The 26200-nt window shown below is 75.2% G+C and carries 19 protein-coding genes; 12 read left to right on the plus strand and 7 right to left on the minus strand.

The window, feature by feature from the left end; all coding sequences use genetic code 11:
* Positions 1-125: 125 nt before the first annotated feature.
* Positions 126-572: a CBS domain-containing protein gene (locus tag ACEQ2X_RS09035; RefSeq protein ID WP_370325476.1), complete on the plus strand. Its 447-nt coding sequence runs from the start codon at positions 126-128 to the stop codon at positions 570-572.
* 10 nt (positions 573-582) lie between these two features.
* Entirely contained in the window at positions 583-1023 is a 441-nt protein-coding gene (locus ACEQ2X_RS09040; protein ID WP_370325477.1) for a GNAT family N-acetyltransferase, read from the plus strand.
* Between the two features lie 31 nt (positions 1024-1054).
* Here ACEQ2X_RS09040 and ACEQ2X_RS09045 read toward each other — a convergent pair whose 3' ends face one another.
* Both ACEQ2X_RS09045 and ACEQ2X_RS09050 read right to left on the minus strand, forming a co-directional pair.
* Positions 1055-1939: a hypothetical protein gene (locus ACEQ2X_RS09045; RefSeq protein WP_370325478.1), complete on the minus strand. Its 885-nt coding sequence runs from the start codon at positions 1937-1939 to the stop codon at positions 1055-1057.
* A gap of 172 nt (positions 1940-2111) precedes the next feature.
* Entirely contained in the window at positions 2112-4301 is a 2190-nt protein-coding gene (locus tag ACEQ2X_RS09050; protein ID WP_370325479.1) for a cell wall-binding repeat-containing protein, read from the minus strand.
* A 145-nt stretch (positions 4302-4446) separates the two neighbouring features.
* Here ACEQ2X_RS09050 and ACEQ2X_RS09055 point away from each other — a divergent pair, with 145 nt between their 5' ends.
* Both ACEQ2X_RS09055 and ACEQ2X_RS09060 read left to right on the plus strand, forming a co-directional pair.
* On the plus strand, positions 4447-8913 hold the full coding sequence (locus ACEQ2X_RS09055) for a cell wall-binding repeat-containing protein (protein WP_370325480.1): 4467 nt from the start codon (positions 4447-4449) through the stop codon (positions 8911-8913).
* A gap of 30 nt (positions 8914-8943) precedes the next feature.
* The gene (locus ACEQ2X_RS09060) at positions 8944-9828 is read left to right on the plus strand and encodes an alpha/beta fold hydrolase (protein ID WP_370325481.1); all 885 of its coding nucleotides are present in this window, start codon (positions 8944-8946) and stop codon (positions 9826-9828) included.
* 21 nt (positions 9829-9849) lie between these two features.
* Here the strand turns inward: ACEQ2X_RS09060 and ACEQ2X_RS09065 are convergent, their stop codons facing one another.
* Both ACEQ2X_RS09065 and ACEQ2X_RS09070 read right to left on the minus strand, forming a co-directional pair.
* Positions 9850-10674, minus strand: a complete 825-nt coding sequence (locus tag ACEQ2X_RS09065; protein ID WP_370325482.1) for an LLM class F420-dependent oxidoreductase — start codon at positions 10672-10674, stop codon at positions 9850-9852.
* A gap of 11 nt (positions 10675-10685) precedes the next feature.
* Positions 10686-11675 carry an LLM class flavin-dependent oxidoreductase gene (locus ACEQ2X_RS09070; protein WP_370325483.1) on the minus strand — a complete coding sequence of 330 codons (990 nt, stop codon included), beginning with the start codon at positions 11673-11675 and terminating at the stop codon, positions 10686-10688.
* Between the two features lie 99 nt (positions 11676-11774).
* Here ACEQ2X_RS09070 and ACEQ2X_RS09075 point away from each other — a divergent pair, with 99 nt between their 5' ends.
* Positions 11775-13340, plus strand: a complete 1566-nt coding sequence (locus ACEQ2X_RS09075) for a hypothetical protein (RefSeq protein WP_370325484.1) — start codon at positions 11775-11777, stop codon at positions 13338-13340.
* 25 nt (positions 13341-13365) lie between these two features.
* Here ACEQ2X_RS09075 and ACEQ2X_RS09080 read toward each other — a convergent pair whose 3' ends face one another.
* Positions 13366-13944 carry a YqgE/AlgH family protein gene (locus tag ACEQ2X_RS09080; RefSeq protein ID WP_370325554.1) on the minus strand — a complete coding sequence of 193 codons (579 nt, stop codon included), beginning with the start codon at positions 13942-13944 and terminating at the stop codon, positions 13366-13368.
* Between the two features lie 289 nt (positions 13945-14233).
* On the opposite strand from ACEQ2X_RS09080, the gene ACEQ2X_RS09085 reads away from it, so the two are divergent.
* From ACEQ2X_RS09085 to ACEQ2X_RS09105, 5 genes are all read left to right on the plus strand, one after another.
* Positions 14234-15151, plus strand: a complete 918-nt coding sequence (locus ACEQ2X_RS09085; protein WP_370325485.1) for an RNA polymerase sigma factor RpoD/SigA — start codon at positions 14234-14236, stop codon at positions 15149-15151.
* A gap of 137 nt (positions 15152-15288) precedes the next feature.
* On the plus strand, positions 15289-16311 hold the full coding sequence (locus tag ACEQ2X_RS09090) for a ring-cleaving dioxygenase (protein ID WP_370325486.1): 1023 nt from the start codon (positions 15289-15291) through the stop codon (positions 16309-16311).
* Positions 16308-16970: an alpha/beta hydrolase gene (locus tag ACEQ2X_RS09095; protein ID WP_370325487.1), complete on the plus strand. Its 663-nt coding sequence runs from the start codon at positions 16308-16310 to the stop codon at positions 16968-16970. The genes ACEQ2X_RS09090 and ACEQ2X_RS09095 overlap by 4 nt, the downstream gene beginning before the upstream one ends.
* Positions 16971-17060: 90 nt before the next feature.
* Positions 17061-18221, plus strand: coding sequence for an acyl-CoA dehydrogenase family protein (locus tag ACEQ2X_RS09100; protein WP_370325488.1), 1161 nt, complete (start codon positions 17061-17063; stop codon positions 18219-18221).
* Positions 18222-18244: 23 nt separating this feature from the next.
* Positions 18245-19204 (plus strand): acyl-CoA dehydrogenase family protein, encoded by a 960-nt coding sequence (locus ACEQ2X_RS09105; RefSeq protein ID WP_370325489.1) that lies wholly within the window; start codon positions 18245-18247, stop codon positions 19202-19204.
* 6 nt (positions 19205-19210) lie between these two features.
* Here the strand turns inward: ACEQ2X_RS09105 and ACEQ2X_RS09110 are convergent, their stop codons facing one another.
* Positions 19211-21493, minus strand: coding sequence for a DUF3152 domain-containing protein (locus ACEQ2X_RS09110; protein WP_370325490.1), 2283 nt, complete (start codon positions 21491-21493; stop codon positions 19211-19213).
* A 187-nt stretch (positions 21494-21680) separates the two neighbouring features.
* The gene (locus ACEQ2X_RS09115; protein ID WP_370325491.1) at positions 21681-23723 is read right to left on the minus strand and encodes a DUF3152 domain-containing protein; all 2043 of its coding nucleotides are present in this window, start codon (positions 23721-23723) and stop codon (positions 21681-21683) included.
* A gap of 86 nt (positions 23724-23809) precedes the next feature.
* Here ACEQ2X_RS09115 and ACEQ2X_RS09120 point away from each other — a divergent pair, with 86 nt between their 5' ends.
* A complete protein-coding gene (locus ACEQ2X_RS09120) occupies positions 23810-24691 on the plus strand; it encodes an aldo/keto reductase (protein ID WP_370325492.1) in 882 nt (293 codons plus the stop codon).
* 90 nt (positions 24692-24781) lie between these two features.
* The gene (locus tag ACEQ2X_RS09125) at positions 24782-26200 is read left to right on the plus strand and encodes an NAD(P)/FAD-dependent oxidoreductase (protein WP_370325493.1); all 1419 of its coding nucleotides are present in this window, start codon (positions 24782-24784) and stop codon (positions 26198-26200) included.

Consider the following 26200-nt stretch of genomic DNA (forward strand, 5'->3'; position numbering starts at 1 on the left):
GGCGGGCTTCGTCGGTTCCGGACCCGCCCGCGCGAGGGGCGTCCCCCTCCGGGAGGGGGATCGACGGCGGCCGCGATCGGTGGGAGGATCGGTGGGGACGAGCCGAACGCCACTGGAGGTCCCGCATGGCACAGACCGTGGAGACGATCATCGCCCGCAAGGGAGGGGCGGTGGTGACCGTCCCCCCCGCGGCGACGCTGGGGAGGGCCGCCGCGCTCCTGGCCGAGCACAACATCGGCGCCCTGGTCGTGAGCGCCGACGGTGACCGGGTGGACGGGATCCTGAGCGAGCGGGACATCGTCCGCCGCTTCGCCGCCGACGACGGGGTGGCGACCTCCTCCGTGGCGGTCTCGAGCGCCATGACCGCGGACGTCCACTCCGTCGAGCCCACCGCGACCGTGGACGAGCTGATGGAGACCATGACCAACCGCCGCATCCGCCACGTCCCCGTCGTGGACGGCGGACGGCTGGTCGGCATCATCTCCATCGGCGACGTGGTGAAGAACCGCATGGACGAGCTCGAGACCGAACGGGCGTCGCTGCAGCAGTACGTCACCGGGACCAGCTACTAGCGCCGCCGCCGTGGACGACATCACCGTCGCGGTCGAGGACCGCGTGGACGTGGACGCCTACCTGACGGTGATGGCCGGTTCGGGCCTGGCCGACCGGCGGCCGTACGGCGACGACGGCCGGGTCGGCGCCCTCCTCGCCCGCAGCGCGCCCGTCGTCGGGGCCCGCACCGCCGAGGGCGAGCTGATCGGCGTCGCCCGGTCGATCAGCGACGGCGGGTTCATGACGTTCCTGTGCGACCTCGCGGTCGTCGAGGCCTACCAGGGCCAGGGCATCGCCCGCGAGCTCGTCGAGGTGACCCGCGACGCCTGCGAGCGCACCCTGCTCGTCGTCACCGCCGCCCCGGACGTCGACGCGTTCTACGACCACCTCGGCCTGCGACGCCACCACTCGACCTGGTACGGGTTGCCCACCGACCTGACCGGCTTCCCGAGCCCGCCGGCGACCAGCTGAACCGGTCCACCCCCGGCCTGTCCACCCCTCCCTAGTCCACCCAGAGGGGGCTCTGGACGATGTCGGGACAGCCGATGTTGTTGTGGCCGTAGTAGTCGTCGCGACCCGCGTCGAGGGCGAGGGGCGTGGTGGCGGGGTCGACGCGGTCCGCCCCCTGGTACATCACGTCCGCCCGGTCGTCGTCGACGTGGCCGTCGGAGGTGCCGTGGGGGGCGCAGTCGGCCACCGCGCCCATGCCGTGGAGGATCTCGTGGGTGATCGTCCGGCTGAGCGGAGAGCCCCACGCCGACGTGGTCGACGGCGTGTGGTTGCAGTTGCCGAGGAACAGCACGACGCCGGCCCGCCCGCCGCGACCGCAGGTCTGCTGACCGGACCAGGTCGTCTCGGTCCGCAGCGGCGACACGACCACGCCGAACGCGTCGTCGCGCAGGTCGAGGTCGGCCATGATCCGCTCGTACGCCCTGACCGTCCCCCCGCGCAGCTCCTCGGCCGTCATCGACAGGGTGACCACCCGCGGGGACGAGAGGTCCCCCCGCACCGCACGTCCGGTCTGGGTCTCCAGCCACAGCGTCGACAGCTCGGCCTCGTGCGCGACCGCGTCCACGAAGTCCGGGTGGACGTCCGCGCCGTCGGGCACCGCGATGATCAGCACCAGGTGGTCGGGCGGGCCGGTCGGCACGTCCCAGGGGCGCCACGCCGCGGCGACCAGGGCCAGGGCGAGCGCGACCAGGAGCACGAGCGGGACGGGGCGGCGGTACCAGCGCCGCCGGACGTCCAGGCGCGGTGGCGGGGGAGGGAGCACCGGGAACGGGCGGGTCCGCTCCGCCGCGCTCGGCTCGGTGAACACCGCGCGCGCCACGAAGTCGTCGTCGAGGTCCGCGCGGGACGCGTGTCGGGGATCCTCCTGGGTGCTCACGGGGTACTCACCTCGTACTCACCTCGGCGGGTGCCGCGCCCACCTGAGCAGCACGGCCACCGCGGGCGGACCCGCGACGGGCAGGGGGGTGGATCAGGTTCACCTGGTGGCGCGCAGCGTAGCGGCCGCCGCGGCCACGGTCGCCCGGCTGCCCCGCCAGGTCACCAGCCCGTCAGCCAGCCAGCGCGGCGAGCTCCTCGACAACGCCCGCGGCGACGACCGCGTCGCCGCCGAGGACGGTGATCGCGGTCGGGGAGAGGTCGGCGAGCGCCTGCCGGGTCGCCGCAGGCACCGCGTCGCGGTCCACCAGCAGGATCGGCGCGCCGTCGGCCACCGCGGCCGGCGCCCCGACGAGCGCGTCAGCGGTGGCGGTGCCCGAGGCCACGTAGGCGGACGCGGCGTCCGGCAGCTCGCCGGCCACCGCGGCGGCGGTGCCCGCGCGGTCCGCGCCGGCCAGCCGCTCGACGGGGGTGCCGTAGTCGGCCAGCGCCGTCTCCAGCCCGGGCGACACGGCCGACTCACCGCCGACCACGACGATCCGCTCGGGGGCGAGGCGACGCAGCTGGGAGTCGACCGCTGCCGGCACCGCGTCCCCCTCGACGAGCAGCACGACGCCGCCGTGGGCACCGGCGGCCGGACCGGCGGCCAGCGCGTCGGTCGTCGCCGACCCGCCGGCGAGGTAGACCACCGGGACCGGGTCGGGTGCGAAGCGCTCGGCGATGGCCGCCGCGGACTGCACCCGGTCGGCGCCGGCGACCCGCTCGACGTCCGCGCCGGTCAGGGCAGCGACCTCCTCGAGCACCCCGTCGGACACCGCTGCGGTGCCGCCGGCCACCACCACGCGGACCGGCGCGAGCACCTCGAGCGCCTCCGCCGTCGCCGACGGCAGGGCGTCGGGCCCGGTCAGCAGCACCGGACCGGCGTGCCGACCGGCGACGGGGCCGAGGGCCAGCGCGTCGGCAGGCACCTCACCGGTGGCGAGGAACACCGTGGCCGCGCCGTGCGGGAAGGTCTCGGCGGCGACGGCAGCCGCCGTCGCGTAGCGGTCGGGGCCGGCCAGGCGCGTGACGCCCGTCGCGTCGCCGTCCGGGCCGAGCACCCCGTCGGGGTCGGACAGGATGTCGTGGCGCACCACACCCGGGCGGACGCGCTGGGGGTGGTCACCGACGTCGATGCGGGCGATCTCGGTCCCGGTGGCGTAGTCGACCACGCCGACGGTGTCGTCGCCCGAGAAGCTGATCCAGCAGCTGCGCCCGTCCGGGCCGTTGGTGGACCAGTAGGGCTTGGGACCCTCGGTGACGATGCGGTGCTCGCCGCTCTCGACGTCCACCAGGGCCGCGTAGTCCGACATCGTCCCGGCCACGCACAGGGTCTCGCCGGTCGGGTCGAGCGCCAGGCCGTGGTGGGCGGAGTCGAGCACGTACTGCTCGCGCGGCACCCCCTCCGCCGCGCCGAGGGGCAGGTCGACGACGTCGAGGACCTCGCCGGCCACCCGGTCGAAGACCACGTAGCCGAAGTGGAACGACACCTGGAAGTAGACGGTCCGGCCGTCCGGCGCGGGCGCCATCGGCCGGACGGCCGCGCTCATGTCCTCGTACCCCGCGGCCGCCAGGCGCTCCCCGATGTCCCACCGCTCCAGCACCTCGAGGGACTCGGCATCGACGACCTGGAAGTACCGCTCGCCCTTCGAGGTGTCCTTGACGATGCCGAGCTCGTTCGCGTCGGTCGGGGTGTAGACCCGGCCGATGCTGGCGTGCAGCACCCGCTGCCCGTCGTCGACGTAGACGTTCTCGTGGGGTGAGTCGCCCGATCCGAACTCGCCGGTCTTCTCACCGGTGGCGGTGTCGAGCTCGTGGACGACGTTCTCGAGCGAGTCGCTCACCAGCAGGCGCGTCCCGTCGGGCGAGATGGCCATGTGGTCGGCGCGGTACCCCGGCAGGGGGAAGCGCCACGCGACCAGGCCCGTCAGGAGGTCGATGCTGACCACGTCGGCGAAGCTCGGGCGCGACACGAACACGTACCGCCCGTCGTGGCTGGTGAACATGTCGTCGGTGAACTGGTCGTTGCCCTCGCCGATCGCCAGGCGGATCGCGAGGAAGAACGCCAGGCGGGCGGGGTCGAGGGCGATCTCGGCCATCCGCTCCTCGCGGTCGGGGATCGTGTCGAGCGTGCCGAGGGTCTCGTAGGTCCGCGCGTCGATGACCGTGGCGGTGCCCTCCCAGTTGTTCCCCACGAACATGACCTGGCGCACCGCGGAGCTGGGCGGCGGCCCCTCGACCGCGGCGGCCGGGGCGGTCGGTCCCGCCACGAGCGCGACGAGCAGCGCCGCGACCAGGGCTGCGGTGGACGGACGTGCACGCATGGCTGCTCCTCGACCTCGGGCTCGGCGTCGACCCGGGGGACTGCCGGCCCCGGACTTGGACGCCACCTCCACTTCCGCTGCGCGGATCGTAGCGCAGCCGCCGCCCCGGGTGGGGCACACTGACGGCCTTCACCGAGGAGCAGCCATGCAGTCAGCGCTCACGCCACCCCCGTCCACGCCGTCGCGCCATCGCAGGGGGATCGCCGTGGCCGCGGTCCTCGCGGTCCTGGCGGCCGGCACCTACGCCGCCACCGGGCTGGGCGAGGCCGCCGTCGACTGCCCGCCCGGCACCGTCCCGGTCGACGCGGTCGAGCCGCGGATCGTCCCGCCGGACCAGTTCGACCAGCTGCCGCCCGAGTACCGCGGGCCGGCGGAGCTGCTCGAGCTGAACGGCGACTGCAAGCCGGCGCGCCTCGAGTCCTTCGCCGAGCTCGCCGCCCGCAACGCCCAGCAGGACGCACGGGCCAGCGCGCCCTTCATGCAGGTGGCGGAGGGGGCCCAGTGGGCGGCGGCGGAGCAGCGCGCCGCGATGATCCGCGAGGGGATCGCCGTCAACGGCAGCGACGGGGAGGTCAGCCTCCACGGGCAGGGCCCGGTCAACTTCGACGAGGAGCCCTACGACTCCGGCCAGGGCATCGTCGACTCGACCGGTCGCATCGACGACTTCTTCTACGACGAGGTCAACGGCCGGCTCTTCGCCGCCATCGGCACGGCGGGGGTGTGGCTGAGCGAGGACCTCGGCGAGACCTGGCGCTCGGTCGGCGACGCACTCCCCACCAACGTCACGTCGGCGGTCAGCTGGACCCCGTCGGGCGGCCCCGACGGCACGCTCGTGGTCGTCACCGGCGAGCACACCTTCGGCGGGTCCGCCTACACCGGCCTCGGGGTGTTCTGGTCCGACGACCTCGGTGCCACCTGGACCCGGGCGGAGGGGCCCCCGGGCGGCACCCTCGGCTTCGCCATCGAGGTCGACCCGTCGAACCCGGACGTCATCTACGCCGCCACCGGTCGGGGTCTGTGGCGCTCCGCCGACGCCGGCCGCACCTACGCCGACGTGGTGCTGCCGGTCGGCACCTGCGAAGGCGACTACAACATCGAGACCTGCAACTACGCGCACTTCGTCACCGACGTCGTCGTCAAGGAGCCCGGGGGGGTCGGGGCGGACACCGCCGGCGGCACGGTCGTCGCCGCGGTCGGCTACCGGGCCGGGACGCTCGAGGACATCTCGGGCGAGTTCATCCACTCCGAGGGCAACGGCGTGTACCGGTCCGACACCGGCGAGCCGGGCACCTTCGAGCGCCTGACCGGCCTCGCCGACGCCGCCGGCGGCCAGGACCGGCTGGGCCGCATCGAGTACGGCCACGCCGTCGGACCCGAGCAGGACCACGACTACCTCTACGCCGTCGTCGAGGACGCGGTGCTCTTCAACGGCGGGCCGCAGTACGTGCCGATCCCCGACGGGGTCGACCCGACGGGTCTGCTCAGCGACACGCCCACCTACCTGAACGGGGTGTACGTCTCCGACGACTTCGGGGCCACCTGGACCCAGCTCGCCGAGGACACCGAGATGAGCACGCTGTGCACCCTCAACCAGTCGGTGTTCTGCATCCCCGGCGCCATCGAGCCCGGTGTGCAGTCCTGGTACAACATGTGGATCGAGCCCGACCCGACCCGACAGGTCGGCGGGGTCCCCACCCGTCTGGTCATGGGCCTCGAGGAGGTCTTCCAGAACCGCCTGACGTCCGTCCCGGCCAACACGCCGGCGGTCAGCTTCCAGGTGATCGGGGCCTACTACGGCGGGGTGGACTGCCTGCTGGTCGTCACCGACTGCACGGTCTCGTCGAACCTCGGGATCACCACCACCCACCCCGACCAGCACGACGGGATCTGGATCCCGACGGTGGGCGAGGACGGCCAGCCCGACGGCGGCGTCCGCCTGCTGGTCGGCCACGACGGCGGCATCTCGAGCCAGCTGCTCGGCCCGGGTGACGAGGCCAGCCAGTCGACCTGGCGCCTCGACCAGGACGACAACGGCCTGTCGACGATCCTCCCGTACGCGCTCGGGGTGGCGAACGACGGCACCGCCGTCGCCGGGCTGCAGGACAACGGGACGATGCTGGTCAGGCCCGAGGCCGACCTCCGCCAGTTCGAGGTGCTCGGCGCCGACGGGACCATCGGGGCGATCGACCCCGAGGACTCCGACTACGCCTACGCCTCGAGCCAGGGCCACAGCTTGCTGAGCGTCACCTCGGACCGGTTCGCCACCACGACGAGCCTGTCCCCGGTGCCGAGCGACAACATCCTGTTCGTCCCCCCGTTCGCGATGAACCCGCTCGACACCGACCACGTGATCACCGGCGGCACCCAGGTCGTCGAGAACCTCGCCGGCCGCGAGGCGACGTCGTCCACGTGGACCCAGGCGATCGACCTCGGCACGACCGACCGCGAGCCGCTGTTCGAGACCGACGTGCCGCCACCGCCGCGGCAGACCTCCGCCGTCACCGCCTACGGCGACGCCGCGTACGTCGGGTGGTGCGCGCCCTGCCACATCCTGCAGACCCCGTACCCCTACGACTCGGGCATCGCGACGAACGTCGGCGCCCCCGACCTGCCCGAACCGGGCACCGACGCCGGCTGGCACGTCGCCGCCGCCGAGGGACTGCCGGAGCGCTACGTCACCGACGTCGCCGTCGACCCCTACGACCCGAGCGGCCGGACGGTCTTCGCGACGCTCGGCGGCTACACCCGCCAGTGGGTGCCGCCGGGCACCGGGGCGGATGAGGCCGAGGCCGTGGGGGAGGGGCACGTGTTCGTCTCCTCCGATGCCGGCGCGACGTTCACCGACATCACCGGGAACCTGCCCGACACCCCGGTCCTGTCCCTCGCGCAGCGGGGCACCCAGCTGATCGTCGGGACCGAGCTCGGCCCGTTCATCTCCGCCGACCTCGAGGGGTCGGTGTGGGCGCCGCTCGGCGGTGACGCGTTCCCGTCGGTGCCGGTGACCGACGTCCAGATGAAGGCCGACGACCCCGGCGTGGCCTTCCTCGCCCTCTACGGCCGCGGGATCATGCGCTACGACTTCCCGCCCGACAGCCCCGGCGAGGTCCGCCGCCTGGCTGGTGACCAGCGCGTCGCGACGGCGGTGGCGATCAGCGCCGACGTCTTCGCCTCGACCGACACCGTGGTCCTGGCCCGCGCCGACGACTACGCCGATGCGCTGGCCGGCACGCCGCTCGCCGCGGCGCTCGGGGCCCCGATGCTGCTGACCGGCTCGGCGGCGCTCGACCCGCTCGTCGCCGCGGAGATCCAGCGGCTCGGCGCGACCCGCGCGGTCCTGCTCGGCGGCGCGACCGCCCTCGCCCCGGCCATCGAGGGACAGCTCGCCGACGTGGGCGTCACCGACGTGCAGCGGTACGGCGGCGCAGACCGGTTCGGCACCGCGGGGCTGGTCGCCGCGGAGCTGGGTGACGCGACCACCGCGTGGGTCGTCAAGGGCAACGACGTCGACCCGACCCGCGGCTGGCCGGACGCGATGAGCATCGGCCCCGTCGCGGCCGCCCAGGGCCAGCCGATCCTCCTGATCGAGACCGACCGGCTGCCCGCCGAGACCCTCGACGCGCTGTCCGCGGCCGGCATCGAGCGGGTCCGCATCGTCGGCGGCACCGCCGCGGTGCCCGACGCGATCGCCGACCAGCTGGCCGACGTAGTCGACGTCGGCGACCGGGTCGCCGGTCCCAACCGGTTCGCCACCTCCGTCGCCGCCGCCGAGGAGGGGCGCGCGGTCGGTCTGTCGCTCGTCAGCACCTGGCTGGCGCGTGCCGACGACTTCGCCGACGCCCTGTCGTCCGGACCGTCCGTGGCCGCGACCGGCGGGGTGCTGCTGCTGACGGACTCCCGCGGCGTCGAGGAGTCCCTCGAGAGCGGCGACTACCTGGTCGAGCAGATCTGCTCGGTCAGGCTGGCGCGGATCGCCGGCGGCACCGCGGCGATCAGCCAGGCCGTCGAGGACGAGGTCGCCGGCCTGCTCGGCGACTGCCCCCTCGGCGTGCCGCCCGTGCCCGAGCAGGACATCCAGCCCGGCGACGCGGATCCGGACGGGGACGACGGGCCGCCGCCGACCGACGTGGTGGCCGGTCCCTTCGGCTTCGAGGGCGACGCCGAGGGGTGGACGACCGGTGTGGCCGGCCACCCGCTGTCGATGTGGCGGATGGCTGGTCCCGGCCACGATTCGGACACCTCGTTCCAGGTGTCGCCGTACACCGACCTGGCCGACGCCACCCTCACCTCGCCCGAGGTGGAGGTCGACGGCTCCCCCGTCGGCATCGAGTGGTGGCAGGCGCTGTCGCTCGAGGGGGGAGGGTTCGACGAGCTGTCGGTGGAGTGGTCCGCCGACGGCGACGCGTGGACCGAGGTCGCGAGCTACGGCGAGACCGCGGACTTCCCGGCCTTCACCGCCCAGCAGGTCACGTTCACCCCGGAGGCCGGGACCATCCAGGTCCGCTTCCGCCTGACCTCGGACGAGATCTGCTCGACCGGCACCGAGCTGGTGTGCGGCCGCGACGTGCTGAGCCTGGAGGGTGCGTTCGTGGACCGCGTCTCGGTCCTCAACTGACGTCCGGGCCCCCGGGTAGCGTGTGCGGCCATGCCGATCGCTGACGTCAACGGGATCCAGCTCAGCTACGAGGAGGCCGGTCCGGCGGACGGGCCGGCCCTGCTCCTGGTCATGGGCCTGGGCGCCCAGCGGGTCGGTTGGCCGCCGTACCTGATCGAGCCGCTGGCCGACGCCGGCGTGCGGGTGGTCGCCTACGACAACCGCGACGTCGGCGAGTCCACCTGGCTCGACCACGCCCCGCCCGTCGGCCTGGCCGAGCTGTTCGGCAGCTTCCGCGCCGGCAGGCCGCTCCCGCCGCCGTACACCCTCAGCGACATGGCCGCCGACGGCATCGCGCTGCTCGACCACCTGGACATCCCCGCCGCCCACGTGGCCGGCGCGTCGATGGGCGGGATGATCGTGCAGCGCATGGCCGTCGAGCACCCCGGACGGGTCCTGTCGCTGACCTCGGTGATGTCGACGCCGGGCGACCCGTCGCTGCCCGGACCGACGCCGGCGGCGACCGAGGCGCTGCTGTCACCGACCCCGACCGACGACCGCGAGACCTATGTGGCGGTCAGCCTCGAGAAGCGCAAGGTGCTCGGCAGCCCCGGGCTCGCGTGGGACGACGAGTGGGTCGTCGAGGCGATCGGCACCAGCTACGACCGCGGGGTGAACCCGGCCGGGTTCCTGCGCCAGTACCACGCGATCCTGTCCGACGGCGACCGCACCGCCGACCTCGCCGGCCTCGACGTCCCCGCGCTGGTGGTCCACGGCGCCGACGACCCGCTCATCCCCGTGGCCGCCGGCCGGGCCACCGCCGCGGCGATCCCCGGTGCTCGGCTCGAGGAGATCGGTGGCATGGGCCATGACATCCCGCCGGCCGCCGCCGAGCGCATGGTCGAGCTGCTGCTCCCCCTCGTCCTCGGCAGCTGAGGGCCGCGGGTCCAGACGCCGTCAGAGGAGGGTCCGCGCGTACCTCTCCACCCTGGCGCGGGTCTCCGCGGGCGCCTCGGCCGGCAGGGCGCAGAGGATCCGGGTGACGCCGAGGTCCCGGTACTCCGCCACGAGCTCCGGACGCGGACCGGGCTGGTAGATCGTCACCGGCACCGGCTCACGACCGGCTGCCTCCGCCTTCGCGCGCAGCTCCTCGAGCCGCGCGGCCAGGGCCGGGCCCCGCCCGCCGATCGGGATCCAGCCGTCGGCGTGGTCGAGGACCCGGTCGATGACCGTGGGGCCCCAGCCGGCGAGCAGGACGGGCACGTGGTGCCCGGGCTTGGGCCACTGCCAGGTGGGTGCGAAGTCGATGTGGGTGCCGTGGTACTCCGCTTCCTCGGCGGTCCACAGGACGCGCATCGCCTCGATCCGCTCGCGCATCTGGGCGAACCGGTCGTCGCCGGCGACGCCGTGGTCCTCCATCTCCTCGACGTTCCAGCCGGGGCCGACGCCGAAGAGGAACCGGCCGCCGCTCAGCAGCTGCAGGCTGGCGACGGCCTTCGCGAGCGTGATCGGGTGGTGCTGGTTGACCAGGCAGATGCCGGTGCCGAGCCGCAGGCGCTCGGTGGTCGCCGCCACCGCGCTCAACGCCACGAACGGATCCCAGGTCCGGGCGTACTCGGCCGGCAGCTCCCCGCCGGCGGGGTAGGGGGTGCGCCGGCTGGTGGGGATGTGGGTGTGCTCGGTGACGAACAGCGACTCGAAGCCGCGGTCCTCCGCGAGCTGCCCGAGCTCGACGGGGTCGAGGGAGGTGTCGGTGGGGAAGTAGACGAGGCCGATGTCCACGGGAGCGCCGATCAGCTGAGCGCAGCGGCGGCGGCGCGGAGGGTGCGGCGCACCTCAGCCGGGCCGGGGGCGAGGGGTTCGATGGCCGCCACGGTCACCCCCGCGTCGAGGTGCTCGCGGACGCGCGCCGCCACGTGGTCCTCGTCGCCGATGATGAGCAGGTCGTGCGCCATCCGGTCGGAGTAGGCCGCGACCATGCCGGCGGAGTCCCCCCGCTCGGAGGCGGCCAGGATCCCGTCGGCCTCGTCGACGTACCCGAGCCAGCGGAAGAAGCGGTTGTAGCCGGTCGTCGCCGCGTACGGCGCGAAGACGTGCTTGAGCATCGCGGTTGCGGCCGGCACGTCGTCGGTGACGACGGTCATCAGGCGGGCGACGACGGGGTAGCCGTCGAGGGTCCGACCGGCCCGCTCGGCGCCGGCGCGGACCTCTGCCAGCATCGTGGGGACGTGCTCGGGCGCCATCTGGTTGAGGCACACGCCGTCGGCGACCTCGCCGGCCAGCTGCAGCGACTTGGGGTTCAGCGACCCGAGCAGCAGCGGGACGGGGGTCGGGGCGGGCAGGCCGTACTTGAACCCGCCGACCCGCACCAGCTCGCCGTCGAGGGTCGACCGCTCACCGGCGAGGATCGGCTTGAGCGCTTCCGCCATCTCGCGGACGTGGGTCAGGGGCCGCTCCCAGGGCTGTCCCGCGAAGCGGGTGACCAGCACCTCCGACGACGCGCCGATGCCCAGGCTGAACCGCCCGCCGGTCAGCTCGGCGAGCGTCAGCGCCGCCCGGCCGAGCACGAACGCCGAGCGGGTCTGGACCGGCACGACGGCGACGCCGAGGTCGAGGTCGGTGCGGACGGCCAACGCCCCGAGCAGCGCGAAGCAGTCGTGGCCGACGACCTCGTCGACCCAGGCGGCGGTGTAGCCCCAGCCGGCGGCCTCCTCGGCGATGGCGAGCGACTCCTCTGCCGAGCAGCCGGCGAAGGCGGGTGAGACGGCGAGCGTCGGGGACATGGGTGCTCCCTCAGGGGGTCGGGGTCGGTGCACCGTAGTGCATCGCGTCGCGGGACCGGGTGCGGGGGGTTCGGGCTCTACAGTTCGTCGGGCACGGCCATGACCGCCACCTCCACCGCGCTGCTCGGCCGGGTCGCACCCCTGCGCACCCGGGCCGCCGCGCCTGACCGCCGCCGGCATCGACGGGCCGTGGCCCTCGCCGGCGTGGTCGCCGTGGTCGAGGGAGGGGCGCTGGTCGCCGTCGGGGCGTCCCCGGCCGTCGCGGTGCTGGGCGCGGCCCCGCTGCCGCTCGGGGCGGTCCACGACCTCGCCCTGGTGGCTGCGCTGCCCCTCCCGACCGAGGCCGCGCTCGCCACCCTCGCCGTCGGCGTGGTCGCCCGCGGCCTGTGGTGGCGGGTCCTCACCGGCGGACCGCCGGGCGGGGGAGCGGCCGGGGTCGGTCGCGCCATCGGGGTCAGCGCGGGCGCGACGGCGGCCATGGCGCTGCCCGCCGCGCTCGCCGTCACCGCCGGGGTCATCGGGGTGGCCGCCCTGACCTGGGGCGTGCTCGTGCTGGCCCTGGCGGTCGCGGTCGCCCTGAGCGGGGTGGTCGGCTCGAGCGCCGCCCGGGTCGTCGGCGTCGTCGTCGGGGTGACCGCCGTCGGCGCGCTCGTCCACGCCGGGCCGCCCGTCGCCGGCGGGGCCGCCGCCGGCATCGGGGCGGCGGCCCTCACCGCGGCCCACCACCTTCCGGGGGTGTCAGCCCCGCTCGGGACGTGGCGCCAGGCCGGCCGTCGGCTGGTGGTCCTGCTCGTCGTGCCCGCCCTAGTCGCCGCCGGCGGGTACGCCCTGCTGGAGGGCGCGCCGTCGCGCATCCCCGGCATCACCGCCGCACCGGTCCGCGCCGCCGACGGGGGCGGGGAGGGGCCCCCGATCCTCGTCGTCGACGGCTTCGGCACGATGTGGCGGGCCCGCCCGCCGCTCGGCGGGTCCCGGCCGGTGTGGGCGTTCTCCTACGCGGGAGCGGGAGCCGACGGGCTGCCGCAGCCCGACCTGCCCGCCGACACCGCCAGGGGGGTCCGTGCGGTGGTCCCCGACCTCGTGGCGCAGGTCCGGACGCTGGCGGCGGCGCACCGCGACCGGGTCACCGTCGTGGGCATCAGCCAGGGCGCCCTCCTCGCGCGGACCGCGGCGGCGGAGGGGCGGCTCGACGGACTCGTCGATCGGCTCGTCCTGGTGGACCTGCCGGCGGGCGTCGGCTACCTCGCCCCCGCGGACCGGCCGGGCGGTGACGCGGTGACCGGCGCCGCCCTCGCGGCGACGGCGTGGCTGGTCGAGCTCGTCAGCCCCCTGCAGGTCGATCCCGCCGGCGCGCTGCCCCGTGAGCTGGCCGGGTGCCGCCTGCCGTCCCCGACCGCGCCGACGGGGCTGGCGGAGGTGCGGTTCCGCTCGATCACCGACAGCGTCGCGGAGGTGCCCGCCGCGCCGCCCGACGTCCGCACCGGTCACCTGCCGAGCGCCCACGCGCTCACCCTGCGGGTCGAGGCCAGCCGGACGGCGTTGCGGGGGGCCGCTGCGGGGGACCCGCCGGCGTCGGGCGGACTCGACCGGGTCGCTGCCGGGCTGGAGCACCTCGCGGCGCCGTGGCGCCTCCCACCGATCCCCGGGGCGTGCGGGATCGGGTGAGGGGAGGGGTCGGGTGAGGGGAGGGTCAGTTGAGGGCGGGGTTGGGCGTCACGGTCGTGAAGACCCCGCCCTGGCGGCGGAGCACGTCGTGCCACAGGCCCTCGGGCTCGGCGGTGAAGGGGTCGGCCGGGCGGGACTCGACCACGAACCACGACCCGCCCTCGATCTCCGCGTCCAGCTGGGTCGGCCCCCACCCGGCGTAGCCGGCGAAGACGCGCAGGTCTGCGATCGCGCCGACGTCGCTCAGCGGGCCGTCGCCCAAGCTGATCACCCCGAGCTCCCCGACGACCTCCTGCCAGCGCTCCGCGTCGGCCACCGACGGGACCCGCGCCAGGGCGATCACCGCGTTGGGGCGGACCGGACCGCCCACGAAGATCACCGGCGGGTCGTCGACCACGGTGTCCCAGGAGCCGAGCAGGCCGTCGGGCGGGCCGCTCATCGCCTCGCCCACCGGGAGCTCGCTGGGCCGGTTCAGGACCACGCCGAGGGTCCCGTCGTCGTCGTGCTCGAGGAGCAGCACGACGGTGCCCTCGAAGTTCGGGTCTTCGAGATCGGGCGTGGCGACCACCAGCCGCCCGCGCGCAGGGTTGAGGTTCGCGCCCACGGGGAACACCGTACCCAAGGCCCGCTCGGCCACGCCGACGGCGAAGCCGTCCACCCGCGGGTCCACACCCTGTCCGCGCGCGGAATTGCGCTCCCGACCGAGAACGGGCACAGTAGCAGGCTCCTCCCGGTCCGCAGGGTCCGAATGACTCGTATGCGACTGACCCTGGCCGATGGGGAGTGTTGAACACCTTCCGCGGGGAAGAACCATCGGCAGTCGCGCGTTCACCCCCGTGTCCCCCCCACCTGCAGACGTGTCCACCGATAGCCCAGAGGGAGTCTGACAACCCTTGATCAGAACTGTTCCCGAAGACCTTCTGGATCTCTACTTCAACGAGCTCGGCACCGTGAACCTCCTCACGGCCGCGGACGAGGTGCGCCTCGCCAAGGCCATCGAGGCGGGGAACGAGGCCGCCGCGACCCTCGAGTCCGGTGAGTTCGACGAGGCCGACCGGCGCATGCTCGAACGGCGCGTGCGCGAGGGCCAGAACGCCTTCAACCACTTCGTGTCCGCCAACCTGCGCCTCGTCGTCAACATCGCGGCGAAGTTCTCCAACCGGACCAAGCTCGGGCTCGACGAGCTGATCCAGGAGGGGAACCTGGGCCTCATCCGTGCAGTCGAGAAGTTCGACTGGACGAAGGGGTTCAAGTTCTCCACCTACGCCACCTGGTGGATCCGCCAGGCGATCCAGCGCGGCATCGCGGCGAACGAGCGGACCATCCGCCTGCCCGTCGCCATGCACGACGCGGTCGTCAAGATCCGCGCCGCCCGGTCGCGGCTCGAAGCCGAGAACGGCGAGGAGCCCACGATCGAGGAGCTGGCCGAGGCGACCCGCCTGACGCCCGCCAAGGTCGAGGATGCCCTCGAGCACATGCGCAGCGTCGCGTCCCTGGACCGCCAGGTCGGCGACGACAGCGACTCGAGCGAGCTGGGTGACTTCGTCGCCACCGAGCCCGACAGCTTCACCGACGAGGTCGCCGACAACGAGGTCCGCGGCGAGCTGCGCAGCGCCGTCAGCCACCTCGACGACCGGTCCGCCTACGTGCTGACCCGTCGCTTCGGCCTGGACGGCCGCGACCCGCTGACGCTCGACGCGCTCGGCAAGGAGCTCGACATCAGCCGCGAGTCCGTGCGCAAGATCGAGGGCCGTGCCCTCGAGAGCCTGCGCCGCGACATGGCCGGTGTCGGCGCCGCCGACGTCGCCTGACCGGCTGAGACGCAGTCCACGATGCCCGGGGCCTCTGGCCCCGGGCATCGACCGTTTCCGGGACGCCCCGTCGGGAATGCTGCCGGCGTCAATGTAGTTACAATTGAAACTAGAACCCCGGCGCAGGAGCACCCCTGATGGCACACCCCCACGGCATCCACCACGTCACGGCGATCGCGACCGACCCGCAGGCCAACGTGGACTTCTACATCTCCGTGCTCGGGCTGCGGCTGGTCAAGACCACGGTCAACTTCGACGACCCGGGGACCTACCACCTGTACTACGGCGACGAGGCGGGGTCGCCGGGGACCGTCCTGACGTTCTTCCCCTGGCCGGGTGCGCCGCGCGGGCGCGTCGGCACGGGCCAGGCCACCACCGTGGCGTTCAGCGTGCCGGAGGGCGCGCTCGGCTGGTGGGACGACCACCTGACGCGGCTCGGCATCGACCACTCCGGCCCCGCGCGGCGCCTCGAGGAGGAGGTCGTGAGCCTGCGCGACCCCGACGGCATGGTCCTCGAGCTGGTCGCCCACGCCGGCTCGGCGGACGCCCCGCCGTGGGAGCGGGGCCCGATCGGTGCCGACGCCGCCGTCCGCGGGTTCCACTCGGTGACCCTGACCGAGCAGGACCTCGACCCCACCCACCAGATGATGGCCGAGCGCCTGAGCTTCCAGGTGGTCGCAGAGGACGGGGGTCGGGTCCGCTACGACGCCGGCGCCACGGGCATCGGCACCATCGTGGACGTCGTCGGCCAGCCCGGCGGTCCGCGGGGCCTGACCGCGGCCGGCACCGTCCACCACGTGGCCTTCCGGGCCCCGGACCTCGCCACCGAGATGGACTGGCGCGGCGAGCTGCTCGACCAGGGCGTCAACGTGACCGAGATGCGTGACCGGCAGTACTTCAAGTCGATCTACTTCCGCGAGCCCGGCGGGGTCCTGTTCGAGATCGCGACCGACGAGCCGGGCTTCACCGCCGACGAGCCCCTGCTCGAGCTGGGCCGCCACCTCAAGCTGCCGCCGTGGCTCGAGCCCAGCCGCGAGCAGATCGCCGCCACCCTCCCGCAGCTCAAGATCCCCGCGGTCAACTACCCCGGCCTCGACACCGAGGCGGTCCTCCCCGACCGGGCCACGGCCGGGCCGACCGGGGGTGGAGCGGACGCGTGACCGACCTCGACCTCCACCACCACGTCCACCACCCGGCGGACGGCGGGGTGACCACCACCCTCGTCCTGCTGCACGGCACCGGCGGCGACGAGCACCCGCTCGTCGACCTCGCGCGCGCCATCGCGCCCGGTGCCGGGCTGCTCGGCGTGCGCGGCAACGTGCGCGAGGGCGGCACCACCAACCGGTTCTTCCGCCGGGTCGCCGAGGGCGTGTTCGACGCCGAGGACGTCGCCCGCCGCACCGACGAGCTGGCGCGCTTCCTCACCGCCGCCGTCGACGCCTACGACCTCGATCCCACCGGGCTGCTGGCCGTCGGGTTCTCGAACGGCGCGAACGTCGGCGCCGCCACGATGCTGCGGCACCCCGCCCTGCTCCGCGGCGGGGTCCTCGTCTCGAGCATGCTGCCCCTCACGCCCGATCCGGTGCCCGACCTCGCCCACGCCGCCGTGCTGATGGTCCAGGGACGCGTGGACCCCTACGCCCCGGCGGACTCCGCGGAGGCGTTGGCCCGGGCGTTGGCCGATGCGGGCGCCGCCGTCGAGGTGGCCTGGCACGACGACGGGCACAGCCTGGGCCCCGCCCAGGCCCGCACGGCGGGTGAGTGGCTGCGGCGCTGGCAGGCCGTGTCCGCCACCGATCCGGATGCCGCACCCGCCTGACATCGCGAGCTCGGGTCTCATCGCCGACCCACCTACACTGACCCGGGTCACCGGACGGTCCGGCGACGCGCGAGGTGAGAGGGCACCGCAGTGGACTTCCGCGACACCGCCGAGGAGGCCGCGTTCCGCGAGGAGGCAGCCGGGTGGATCGCCGACCGGTTGGGCGGCATCCCCCACCCCCACCCGGCGGACCACGGCGAGAAGACCGACAACGCCCGCTGGTGGCAGTCCCAGCTCGCCGACGGCGGCTACCTCGGCCTGACCTGGCCCGAGGCGTACGGCGGCAAGGGCCTGCCGATCGCCTACGAGGCCATCTTCAACGCCGAGTCCGCGCGCCAGCACGCGCCGGTGGGCATCAACATGCTCGGCGTGATCCTCGCCGGACCGACGATCCTGGTCCACGGCACCGAGGAGCAGAAGGCCCACTACCTGCCGCGGATCCTCAACGGCGACGACATCTGGTGCCAGGGCTTCTCCGAACCAGGCGCGGGCAGCGACCTCGCCGGCCTGCGCAGCCGGGCCGAGGCGGTCGACGGCGGGTGGGTCGTCAACGGCCAGAAGGTCTGGACGTCCTTCGCCCACGCCGCGAACCGCTGCATGCTGCTGGCCCGGACCGCCTCGGTGTCTGAGACCGGATCGGCGCACCGCGGCATCACGTACTTCCTGGCGGACACCGACGACTTCGAGATCCGGCCCCTCGTGATGATCAACGGGGACGCCGACTTCAACGAGATGTTCCTCTCCGACGTCCACGTCCCCGGCGACCGGGTGCTCGGCGAGCTCGGCGGCGGCTGGAAGGTCGCGCTGACCACGCTGGGCTTCGAGCGCGGCTCGCTCGCCTTCGCGCTGTCCGCCGAGGCGGACGCGGCCCTCGATCGCCTGGTGGCGCGGATCCGCAGCGCGGGCCTGGCCGACGAGCCCGACCTCGCGCGCGAGGGCGGGCGGCTCGCGGCGGACGTCCGGTCGCTGTCCCTCACCACCACCCGGCAGATGTCCGCGCTGCTGCAGGGCCAGACCCCCGGCGGGGACGGATCGGCGGTGAAGCTCGCCTGGGCGCAGACGATGCAGGCCATGACCCGCCTGGCCGTGCGCATCGGCGGGGACGTCGGCGTCACCGCCGACGACCGCGACGACGCCGCGTGGATCAGCGGGTTCCTGCGGGCCCGCGGCAACTCCGTCGAGGGCGGCACCGACGAGATCCAGAAGTCGATCATCGCCGAGCGCGTCCTCGGCCTGCCCCGGTCCCGCTGACCGACCCCACCCGAGGAGCCCCCGTGCACGCTGTGCTCACCGACGAGCAGACCGCCATCGCCGACGCCGCCCGCGACCTCGCCGCCGACGGCCTGGCCGGCGCCCGCCCCGCCCTCGACGGCGGTGACCTGCCCGCCCAGCCGGACCGCGCCCTCTTCGAGGGGTTCAACGGCCTCGGCGTCGACGAGGCCGCGGGTGGCGCCGGCGGCACGCTCGTCGAGCGGGGCCTGGTCGCCCGCGAGCTCGGGCGGACCGTCACCCCGACGGCGTGGCTGGCCCACCAGCTGGCCCTGCAGGTGGCGGCCGGGGCCGGCCTGGACGTCACCGACGGGATGCGCGCGGACGCCCGCTGGTCCGTGGCCGACGGTGACCTCGGGCTCGTCCGCCACGGCGTGGGGGCGGAGGTCGTCGTGGTCGTCGACGGCGACGGCGTCGAGCTGCGGCCCGTCGGCGACGCGGAGCCGCGCCGCGCCATGGACGCCTCCCGCCCCGTCGCCGAGGTGTCCCTCGGCCCGGTCATCGCGCGACGTGACGTCGGGGGGCGCGACGCGCTGGCCCGCGCCCGTGCGGTCATCGCAGCCTCCCTCGCCGGCACCGGGCTCGGCGCGGTCGAGCGGGCCGCGGCCTACGCCCTCGAGCGCGAGCAGTTCGGCAAGCCCATCGCGATCTTCCAGGGCGTCAGCCACCAGCTCGCCGAGGCGTGGACCGCCGTCGAGCTGTCGTGGTCCCTCGCGCTGTACGCCTGCTGGGCGGTCGCGGGATCCCGCCCCGACGCGGCGCAGGCCGTCGACGCGGCGGTCGCCAAGGCGGGCAACGCGGCGATCTTCGCCGCGGAGCGGGCCATGCAGGTCCACGGCGGCATCGGCATCACCTGGGAGGCCGACCCGCACCTCTTCCTCAGGCGGGCGATGGGGGACGACGCGTGGCTCGGCGGCAGCCGCGACGCGGAGCTGGCGCTCGGCCGGGCGGTGCTGGCCGGCTGACCGGCGTCAGCCGGCGGCGGTGACCTCCGGGAACGGCCAGCCGTTGGCCCGACAGGCCCCCAGCCCGCCGGTCTGCTGCATCATGACCGGCGCGAGCGCGCCGGCGGTGGTGCAGTACTCGTGGCCGTGCCCGAGCCCGTGGCCCACCTCGTGGTTGACGAGGTACTCGCGGTAGACGCCCAGGTCGGCGTGGAACGGCGGCACCCCGACGGTCCAGCGGTCGAGGTTCAGCATCGCCCGGTACCCGTCCCAGCACGACACCCGCCCGCCGGTCCGCAGGCCCACCCGGCCGCAGAGGTCGTCGACGGTGGCCGGGCGGGCCACCACCACGCGGATGCGGGCGAGCTGGGACAGGCCGACCCGGCGCCACGCGATCCCGCCCTCCGCCCCGCCGGGTGTGGTCATCCCGTCGGCGGTCCACGACCGCGGGTCGGTGAGGATGGCGGTCACCTCCGCCTCCACGGCCGCCACGTCGAGACCGGTCTCCGGCTCGACCTCCACGGAGTAGGTCACCACCCGCCCCTCGCCGACCTGCGCGTCGCTGCCGCCGGCGACCACCCAGCCCTCGGGCGAGACCGTGTCGGAGGGGTCGAGCCCGACGACGGACTCGAACCGCTGGTGGCGGGTCGCGGCCCGCTCACCGGTCCCGGTCGTGATCGCGGTGGTGATGACCACCGGGACCGGGGCGTCGCGCCCGCCGGGTTCGAGGGGGAGGGGGAGGGGTGGACGGTCCCCGCCCCGCCAGGTCACGCGACGTCCGTCGACGCGGGTCGTGCCCGGCCACTCGTAGCCGTGCAGCGAGACGTGGACCACCGCGTCGGTGACGGCCTCGGCGGCGGTGACGGTCGCCGACAGGCCCTCACGCGCGTCGAGCAGGGCCTCGACCGCCGGTGCGCCCTGGCCGTCGAACCACGCGCGCCGCAGGTCCGTCGCCAGGTCGTCGACGTGCCCGGTGATGGCCCGGCCCGCGGGGTCGATCAGCGGGACGACGGGGTCGGCGGCGACCGCGTCGACGTCGAGAGCCGGCGTCGTCGCGAGCGACGGCAGCAGCGGGTCGTCGACCGGGCCGGCGACCTCCGGCGGGGCGGTCGGCGTCACCACGGTCACCCGCTCCGGCCGCGTCCGGGCCACCCACTCCGCGGCGGCCGCGGCGCCGATGAGGACCGGCCGGTCGGCGTCCGCGGCGGCGGCCCCCACGACCGCTCGACCGCGGTCGGCGGTGTCGGCCACCACGACCGCCTCCTGGGCGGCCGGGGGTGCCAGGTCGTCGTCGCTCGCCACCGCGCCCTCCGCCATCGCGGCGACGACCCGGTCGCGGCTGGCAGCCGGCAGGTCCGCGGACAGCAGCAGCTGGGGGTGCGCGGCGACCTGCGCGGCCACGTCCTCGGGGAGCGGGATGTCCCGGTCTGCATCCACCGGGGCCAGATCCACCAGGGTCAGGTCCGCACCGAGCTCGGCGGCGGCGACCGCACCGGCGAGGGCCCGGTCGAAGGGTTCGGCTGGTGCGACGACCAGGGTGGGCTTGGCGCCGACCGCGGCGTCGACGTGGGACATGGCCGCGGCGACGGTCGCCGCGGCGCTGCCGCCGCCGATGCGCTCGGCCGGGCGGCCGGCGGCCGTGAGGTCGGCCATGACGGCGTCCGCGACGCCCTCGGGGCCGCCGAGCACCAGCGGCGTGCCGGTGGTGGCGTCGATGCGCGCCCACTCCGCGGGTGTGAGGACGTCCTGGCCGACCCCGACCACGACCGCGTCGAGGCGGGCGGCGAGGACGGGCGCGGCCAGGCCGAGCTCGGGGCGGCCGAGGTCCACCAGCAGCGCCGGGCCGGTGCGCGGCCCGAGCGGGTCGACGCGGACGGCCAGGGCGGTGGCGGGCTCGGACGCCTCGGCGACCTCGAGGCCGGACACCACGACCTGCCAGCTCCGCAGCGGTCCGTGGTCGCCGACCACGGCCTCGATCCGGTGGATGCCGGGCGGGAGGGTGACCTCGACGCCAACCAGGCCGCTCAGGTCACCGTCGGGGTCGACCGGGCGGCCGACCGCAGGCTCGCCGTCCACGAGGAAAGCGAGCTCGGCCGGGTCCGCACCGTCCACCCGGGCGGCGATCACCACCGGGCCGGCCTCGACGACCGCGCCGGGTGCCGGCAGCGGGTCGGACACCGCCGGCGGGTCCGCGATCTCGACGCGCTGACCGGCCCGGGCTGGCGGCAGCAGCATGGCGACGGACAGGCACGCCAGGGCGCAGGCGAGCGCCAACCGGGCGCGGCGACGGCGGGGAAGAGCGGTCGACACCCCCACATCATGGACCACCGCCGCCCGATTCCCGCGGGTTGTCGACGATCGGGTCGGTCAGCCCGAGTCCTGGAGGGTGGATCTGGGGCCCGGTTCCGTCGCGCGGATGTGCAGATCGGCCAGGGGAGTGGCGCACGTGCACATCGGCGGGGCGGGCCTGGCCGCCGCCCCTGCTCTGCGCCGGAGCTCAGCCGTGCGGGTACGGCCAGCCGTTGGCGACGCAGCCGCCGAGGCCCTTGGACTGCTGCATCATCACCGGGGCGATCTGGCCCCGTCCCGGGCAGGAGACGTGGCCGAAGCCGAGGCCGTGGCCGACCTCGTGGCTGACGAGGTACTGGCGGTAGACGGTCAGGTCGGTGTGGAACGGCGCGACGCCGGTGTTCCAGCGCGTGAGGTTGAGCATGGTGCGACGGCCGTCCCAGCAGGACAGCCGACCGCCGGTGTCGAGGCCGACCCGGCGGCAGTAGGCGTCGACCGTGCTCGGCGGGGCGATGACGACGCGGATGCCCGCCTGCCCCGACGTCCCGACCCGCTGGAGGGACCGGGCCCCCCTGGCCGTCCACCCGCGGGTGGGGTCGAGCAGGATCGACTCGACCTCCGCGGTGACCGCCGACAGGTCGAGCCCGGTGCCCGGCGCGAGCTCGACGCTGAAGGTGCGCAGCGGTCCGGACCCCACCACCGCGCTCTGGCCGCCGGCGACCGTGAACCCCTCGGGTGAGGTGGAGGTCAGCGGCGCGATGGCCGCGGTCCCGTCGGCGGCGACGTGGCGCAGGTGTCCCCGGGCGGCCACGGCCGCGGTGATCGCCAGCGGGGCGGACGTCGGGGCCGACGGCTCGAGACCCGGGGGGAGGCTGGGCCGCGGACCGGCGGTCCAGACCACGCGGTCCCCCTCGATGGCGGTCCGACCGTCCCACTCCACCCCGTGGACCGTGACGTGGACCGCGGCGCCGTCCACCGGCCGGTCGGCCTGCAGCACGACCGTGGGGTCCGCCGGGTCGACCGACGCGGTCACCGCAGGTGCGTCGGGCCCGTCGACCCACCACGCCCGCACCACCTCGGGGGCGACCTGCCCGACCGCGCTGACCGCTGCCGGCCGCGACCGGGCCACCCGGTCGGCGGCGTCCCCGGCGGTGACGGCGACGTCGGCGTGCACCGCGGCACGGGCGACGAGGGCGGCGAGGCCCGGTGCGACGTCGCCGTCGACCACCCAGAGCGGGCGGACGGCGGTCGGAGCGCCATCCAGGCCCCCGGCCGGGAGGTCGCCGACCGTCGCGTCGACCGCGGCCGCGCGGACCGCGTCGACGACGTCGGCGGTCAGGCCGGGACCCAGCAGCACCTCGGCCCGCCCCGCCAGGGCGTCCCGGGCCTGCGGCGGCAGGCCGTCGGCGTCGGCGAGGACCAGCGCGGCGCCCCGCGCGGTCGCGGCGACCGCCGCGCGCAGGGCCCCGGTCAGCGGCTCGGCCGGCGCGACCACGGCTGGTGCCGGGACGGCCCTGCCGTCGCGGCTGTAGACCCGCGCGGCCCGGACCCGGTCCGCGGCGGCGGCTGCCCCCTCTGCGGCGGTCCCGCTGCCGACCCGCTCGACGACCCACCCCGCGTCGGCCAGCGCCGTGGTCACGTCCGGTCCGACGGCGTCCAGGCCGCCCAGGACGACCACGGGGTCGCCGGGCCCGCGGACCTCGGCGATCGCCGCGACGGTCGCCTCGGGCATGTCGGCCTGGCCGGTCGGCAGCACGAGCGCGCCGAGGGCGGCGCCGAGCGGGCCGGCAGACAGCGCCAGCTCGGGTCGTCCGGGGTTCACCAGCAGGACCGGACGGGCCGGCCCGCCAGAACCGGACGCCTGCCGCGCGACCACGAGGGGGTCGTCGCCGACCGGCGCCACCCGGACCCCCGCGGCGTGGACCGGCCAGCTGCGCGCGACCACGCCGTCGACGACGACCGCCAGGGTGTGCGGACCGGGCGCCAGGTCGACCGGGGTCCCCAGCGGGCCCACGTCGACGCCGTCCACCTGCACCGAGGACGTCTGGCCGCCTCGCACGTCGGCGGACACCGCGGTGGGCCCCGCCTCCACCACCGCGTGGGGTGGCGGGTGGGGGGAGCGGACCGCCACGGCCTGGTGGTACCCGCCCGTGGGCGCCGCCGTCCGGCCGACGGCGGGGACGGTGGGGAGGGCGAGGGCCGCGACGGCGAGCAGTGCGGTCGCGGCGTGGCGGAGCGGACGGGCGCGCATCGCCCTGAGGCTGCCAGGTCGGGCGTCGTCGCGCTGGTCCGAGGGGGGCGGTGTCGCCGGCCGGCCACCCCGGGCAGGTTCAGGACATGACCGACACCGACACCCCCGCCGCCGCGAGCGGCACGATCCAGATCGGCGACGCCACGGTGCACCGCATGGGCTACGGCGCCATGCGCATCACCGGCAAGGGCATCTGGGGCCCGCCGCCCGATCACGACACGGCCATCACCGTCCTCCGCACCGCCGTCGAGCTGGGCGTCGACTTCATCGACACCGCCGACAGCTACGGGCCGGAGGTCTCAGAGGACCTGATCCGCGAGGCGCTGCACCCCTACGACGGCGTGACGATCGCCACCAAGGGCGGGTTGACCCGGAGCGGACCGGACGAGTGGCGGCCGGTCGGCCGGCCCGAGTACCTGCGCCAGTGCGTGGAGATGAGCCTGCGCCGCCTCGACGTCGAGGCCATCGACCTGTGGCAGCTCCACCGCATCGACCGGAAGGTCCCCGCCGAGGAGCAGTTCGGGTTCATGGCCGAGATGGTCCAGCAGGGCAAGGTGAAGGCCGTCGGCCTCTCCCAGGTCGACGTCGACCAGCTGTCCGCCGCCCGCGAGGTGGTCGAGATCGCCTCGGTCCAGAACCTCTACAACCTGGCGGACCGGTCGAGCGCGGACGTGGTCAGCTACTGCGAGGCCGAGGGCATCGCCTTCATCCCGTGGTTCCCGATCGCCGCCGCGCAGCTGGCCGACGGCGAGCACACCCAGGGGGAGACCGCCCTCGCCCAGGTCGCCGAGGAGGTCGGCGCCACGCCGGCGCAGGTGAGCCTCGCCTGGCTGCTCGCGTCCTCGCCGGTCCAGGTCCCGATCCCCGGCACGGGGTCGGTCGAGCACCTCCGCGAGAACGTCGCGGCCGCCGCCGTCGAGCTGAGCGACGAGCAGGTCCAGCGCCTCACCGACATGGTCGACGGCTAGGCACCTCCCTGGTGTGTCGGGACACCTGTCGCGATGACGGGTGTTCCGACACACTGCCGCCAGGACCGCCCAGCACAGGAGGAGAGCGCCATGGCCGAGGAGTACGACGTCGTCGTCATCGGAGCGGGACCCGCGGGCGAGAACGCCGCCGACCGCGCCGTCAAGGGCGGCCTGTCCGTCGCCGTCGTGGAGCGCGAGCTCGTCGGCGGGGAGTGCTCGTACTGGGCGTGCATGCCCTCGAAGGCCCTGCTGCGACCTGGCCAGGCCCTGACGGAGATCCTCCGAGTCCCCGGCGCCCGCGAGGCCGCGATGGGGGCCCTCGACGTCGAGGCGGCCCTCGGCTTCCGCGACGCGCTGAGCGGTGACGGCGCCACCGACGACGGCGGGCAGGTCGAGTGGCTCTCCTCCGCCGGGATCGACCTGGTCCGCGGGCACGGCCGGCTGGCCGGTGACCGCACGGTCCAGGTGACCGCGGACGACGGCGCGGTCCGGACCCTCACCGCACGCCGCGCCGTCGTCATCGGCGTCGGCACGGTCGCTGCCGTGCCGCCGGTGGAGGGGCTGCGCGACATCCGGGTCTGGGACAACCGCGACGTCACCCAGGCCACGGCCGTCCCACACCGGCTGATCGTGCTCGGCGGCGGCCCGGTCGGGTGTGAGATGGCCCAGGCGTGGCGCTGGCTCGGCGCCCACGAGGTCACCCTGGTCGAGATGGCCGACCGCCTGCTCCCGCGCGAGGAGCCCTTCGCCGGAGAGGAGCTGGCCGACTCCCTCCGGGAGATGGGCATCGACGTCCGCACCGGCACCGCGCTCGAGTCGGTCAGCCGGTCGGCCGACGACGCGCCGGTCACCGCCCGGCTGTCGGACGGGACCGAGGTCGAGGCTGACGAGATCCTGGTCGCGGTGGGCCGGCGGCCGCTGACCGACGACCTCGGCCTCGACACGGTCGGGCTCGAGCCGGGCGGGTCGATCGAGGTCGACGACCACCTGCGCGCCACCGGGGTGGAGGGGGGGTGGCTGTACGTCGTCGGCGATGCCAACGGCCGGTCGCTGCTGACCCACCAGGGCAAGTACCAGGCGCGCATCGCGGGTGACCACATCGCCGGGACGCTGTCGGGCGAGGCCGTCGAGCGGGGCGCGTTCGCCGACCACGCCGCCGTGCCGCGGGTGGTCTTCACCGACCCGCAGGTCGCCGCGGTGGGGCTGACCGAGGCGCAGGCCCGCGCGCAGGGCCTCGACGTCCGCGTCGTCACCCCCCCCACGGGCGGCACGGCCGGGGCGGCGGCGATGGGGGAGGGGCTCGGCGGCACCTCCTGCCTGGTCATCGACGAGTCACGCCGGGTCGTCGTCGGCGCGACGTTCGTCGGGCAGGGGGCGGGGGAGATGATCCACGCCGCGACGATCGCCGTGGTCGGCGAGGTCACGCTCGACCGGCTGTGGCACGCCGTCCCCGCCTTCCCGACCGTCAGCGAGATGTGGCTGCGCTTCCTCGAGGCCTACGGCCTGTAG

The sequence above is a fragment of the Euzebya sp. genome (genome assembly GCF_964222135.1).
GTDB lineage: Bacteria > Actinomycetota > Nitriliruptoria > Euzebyales > Euzebyaceae > Euzebya.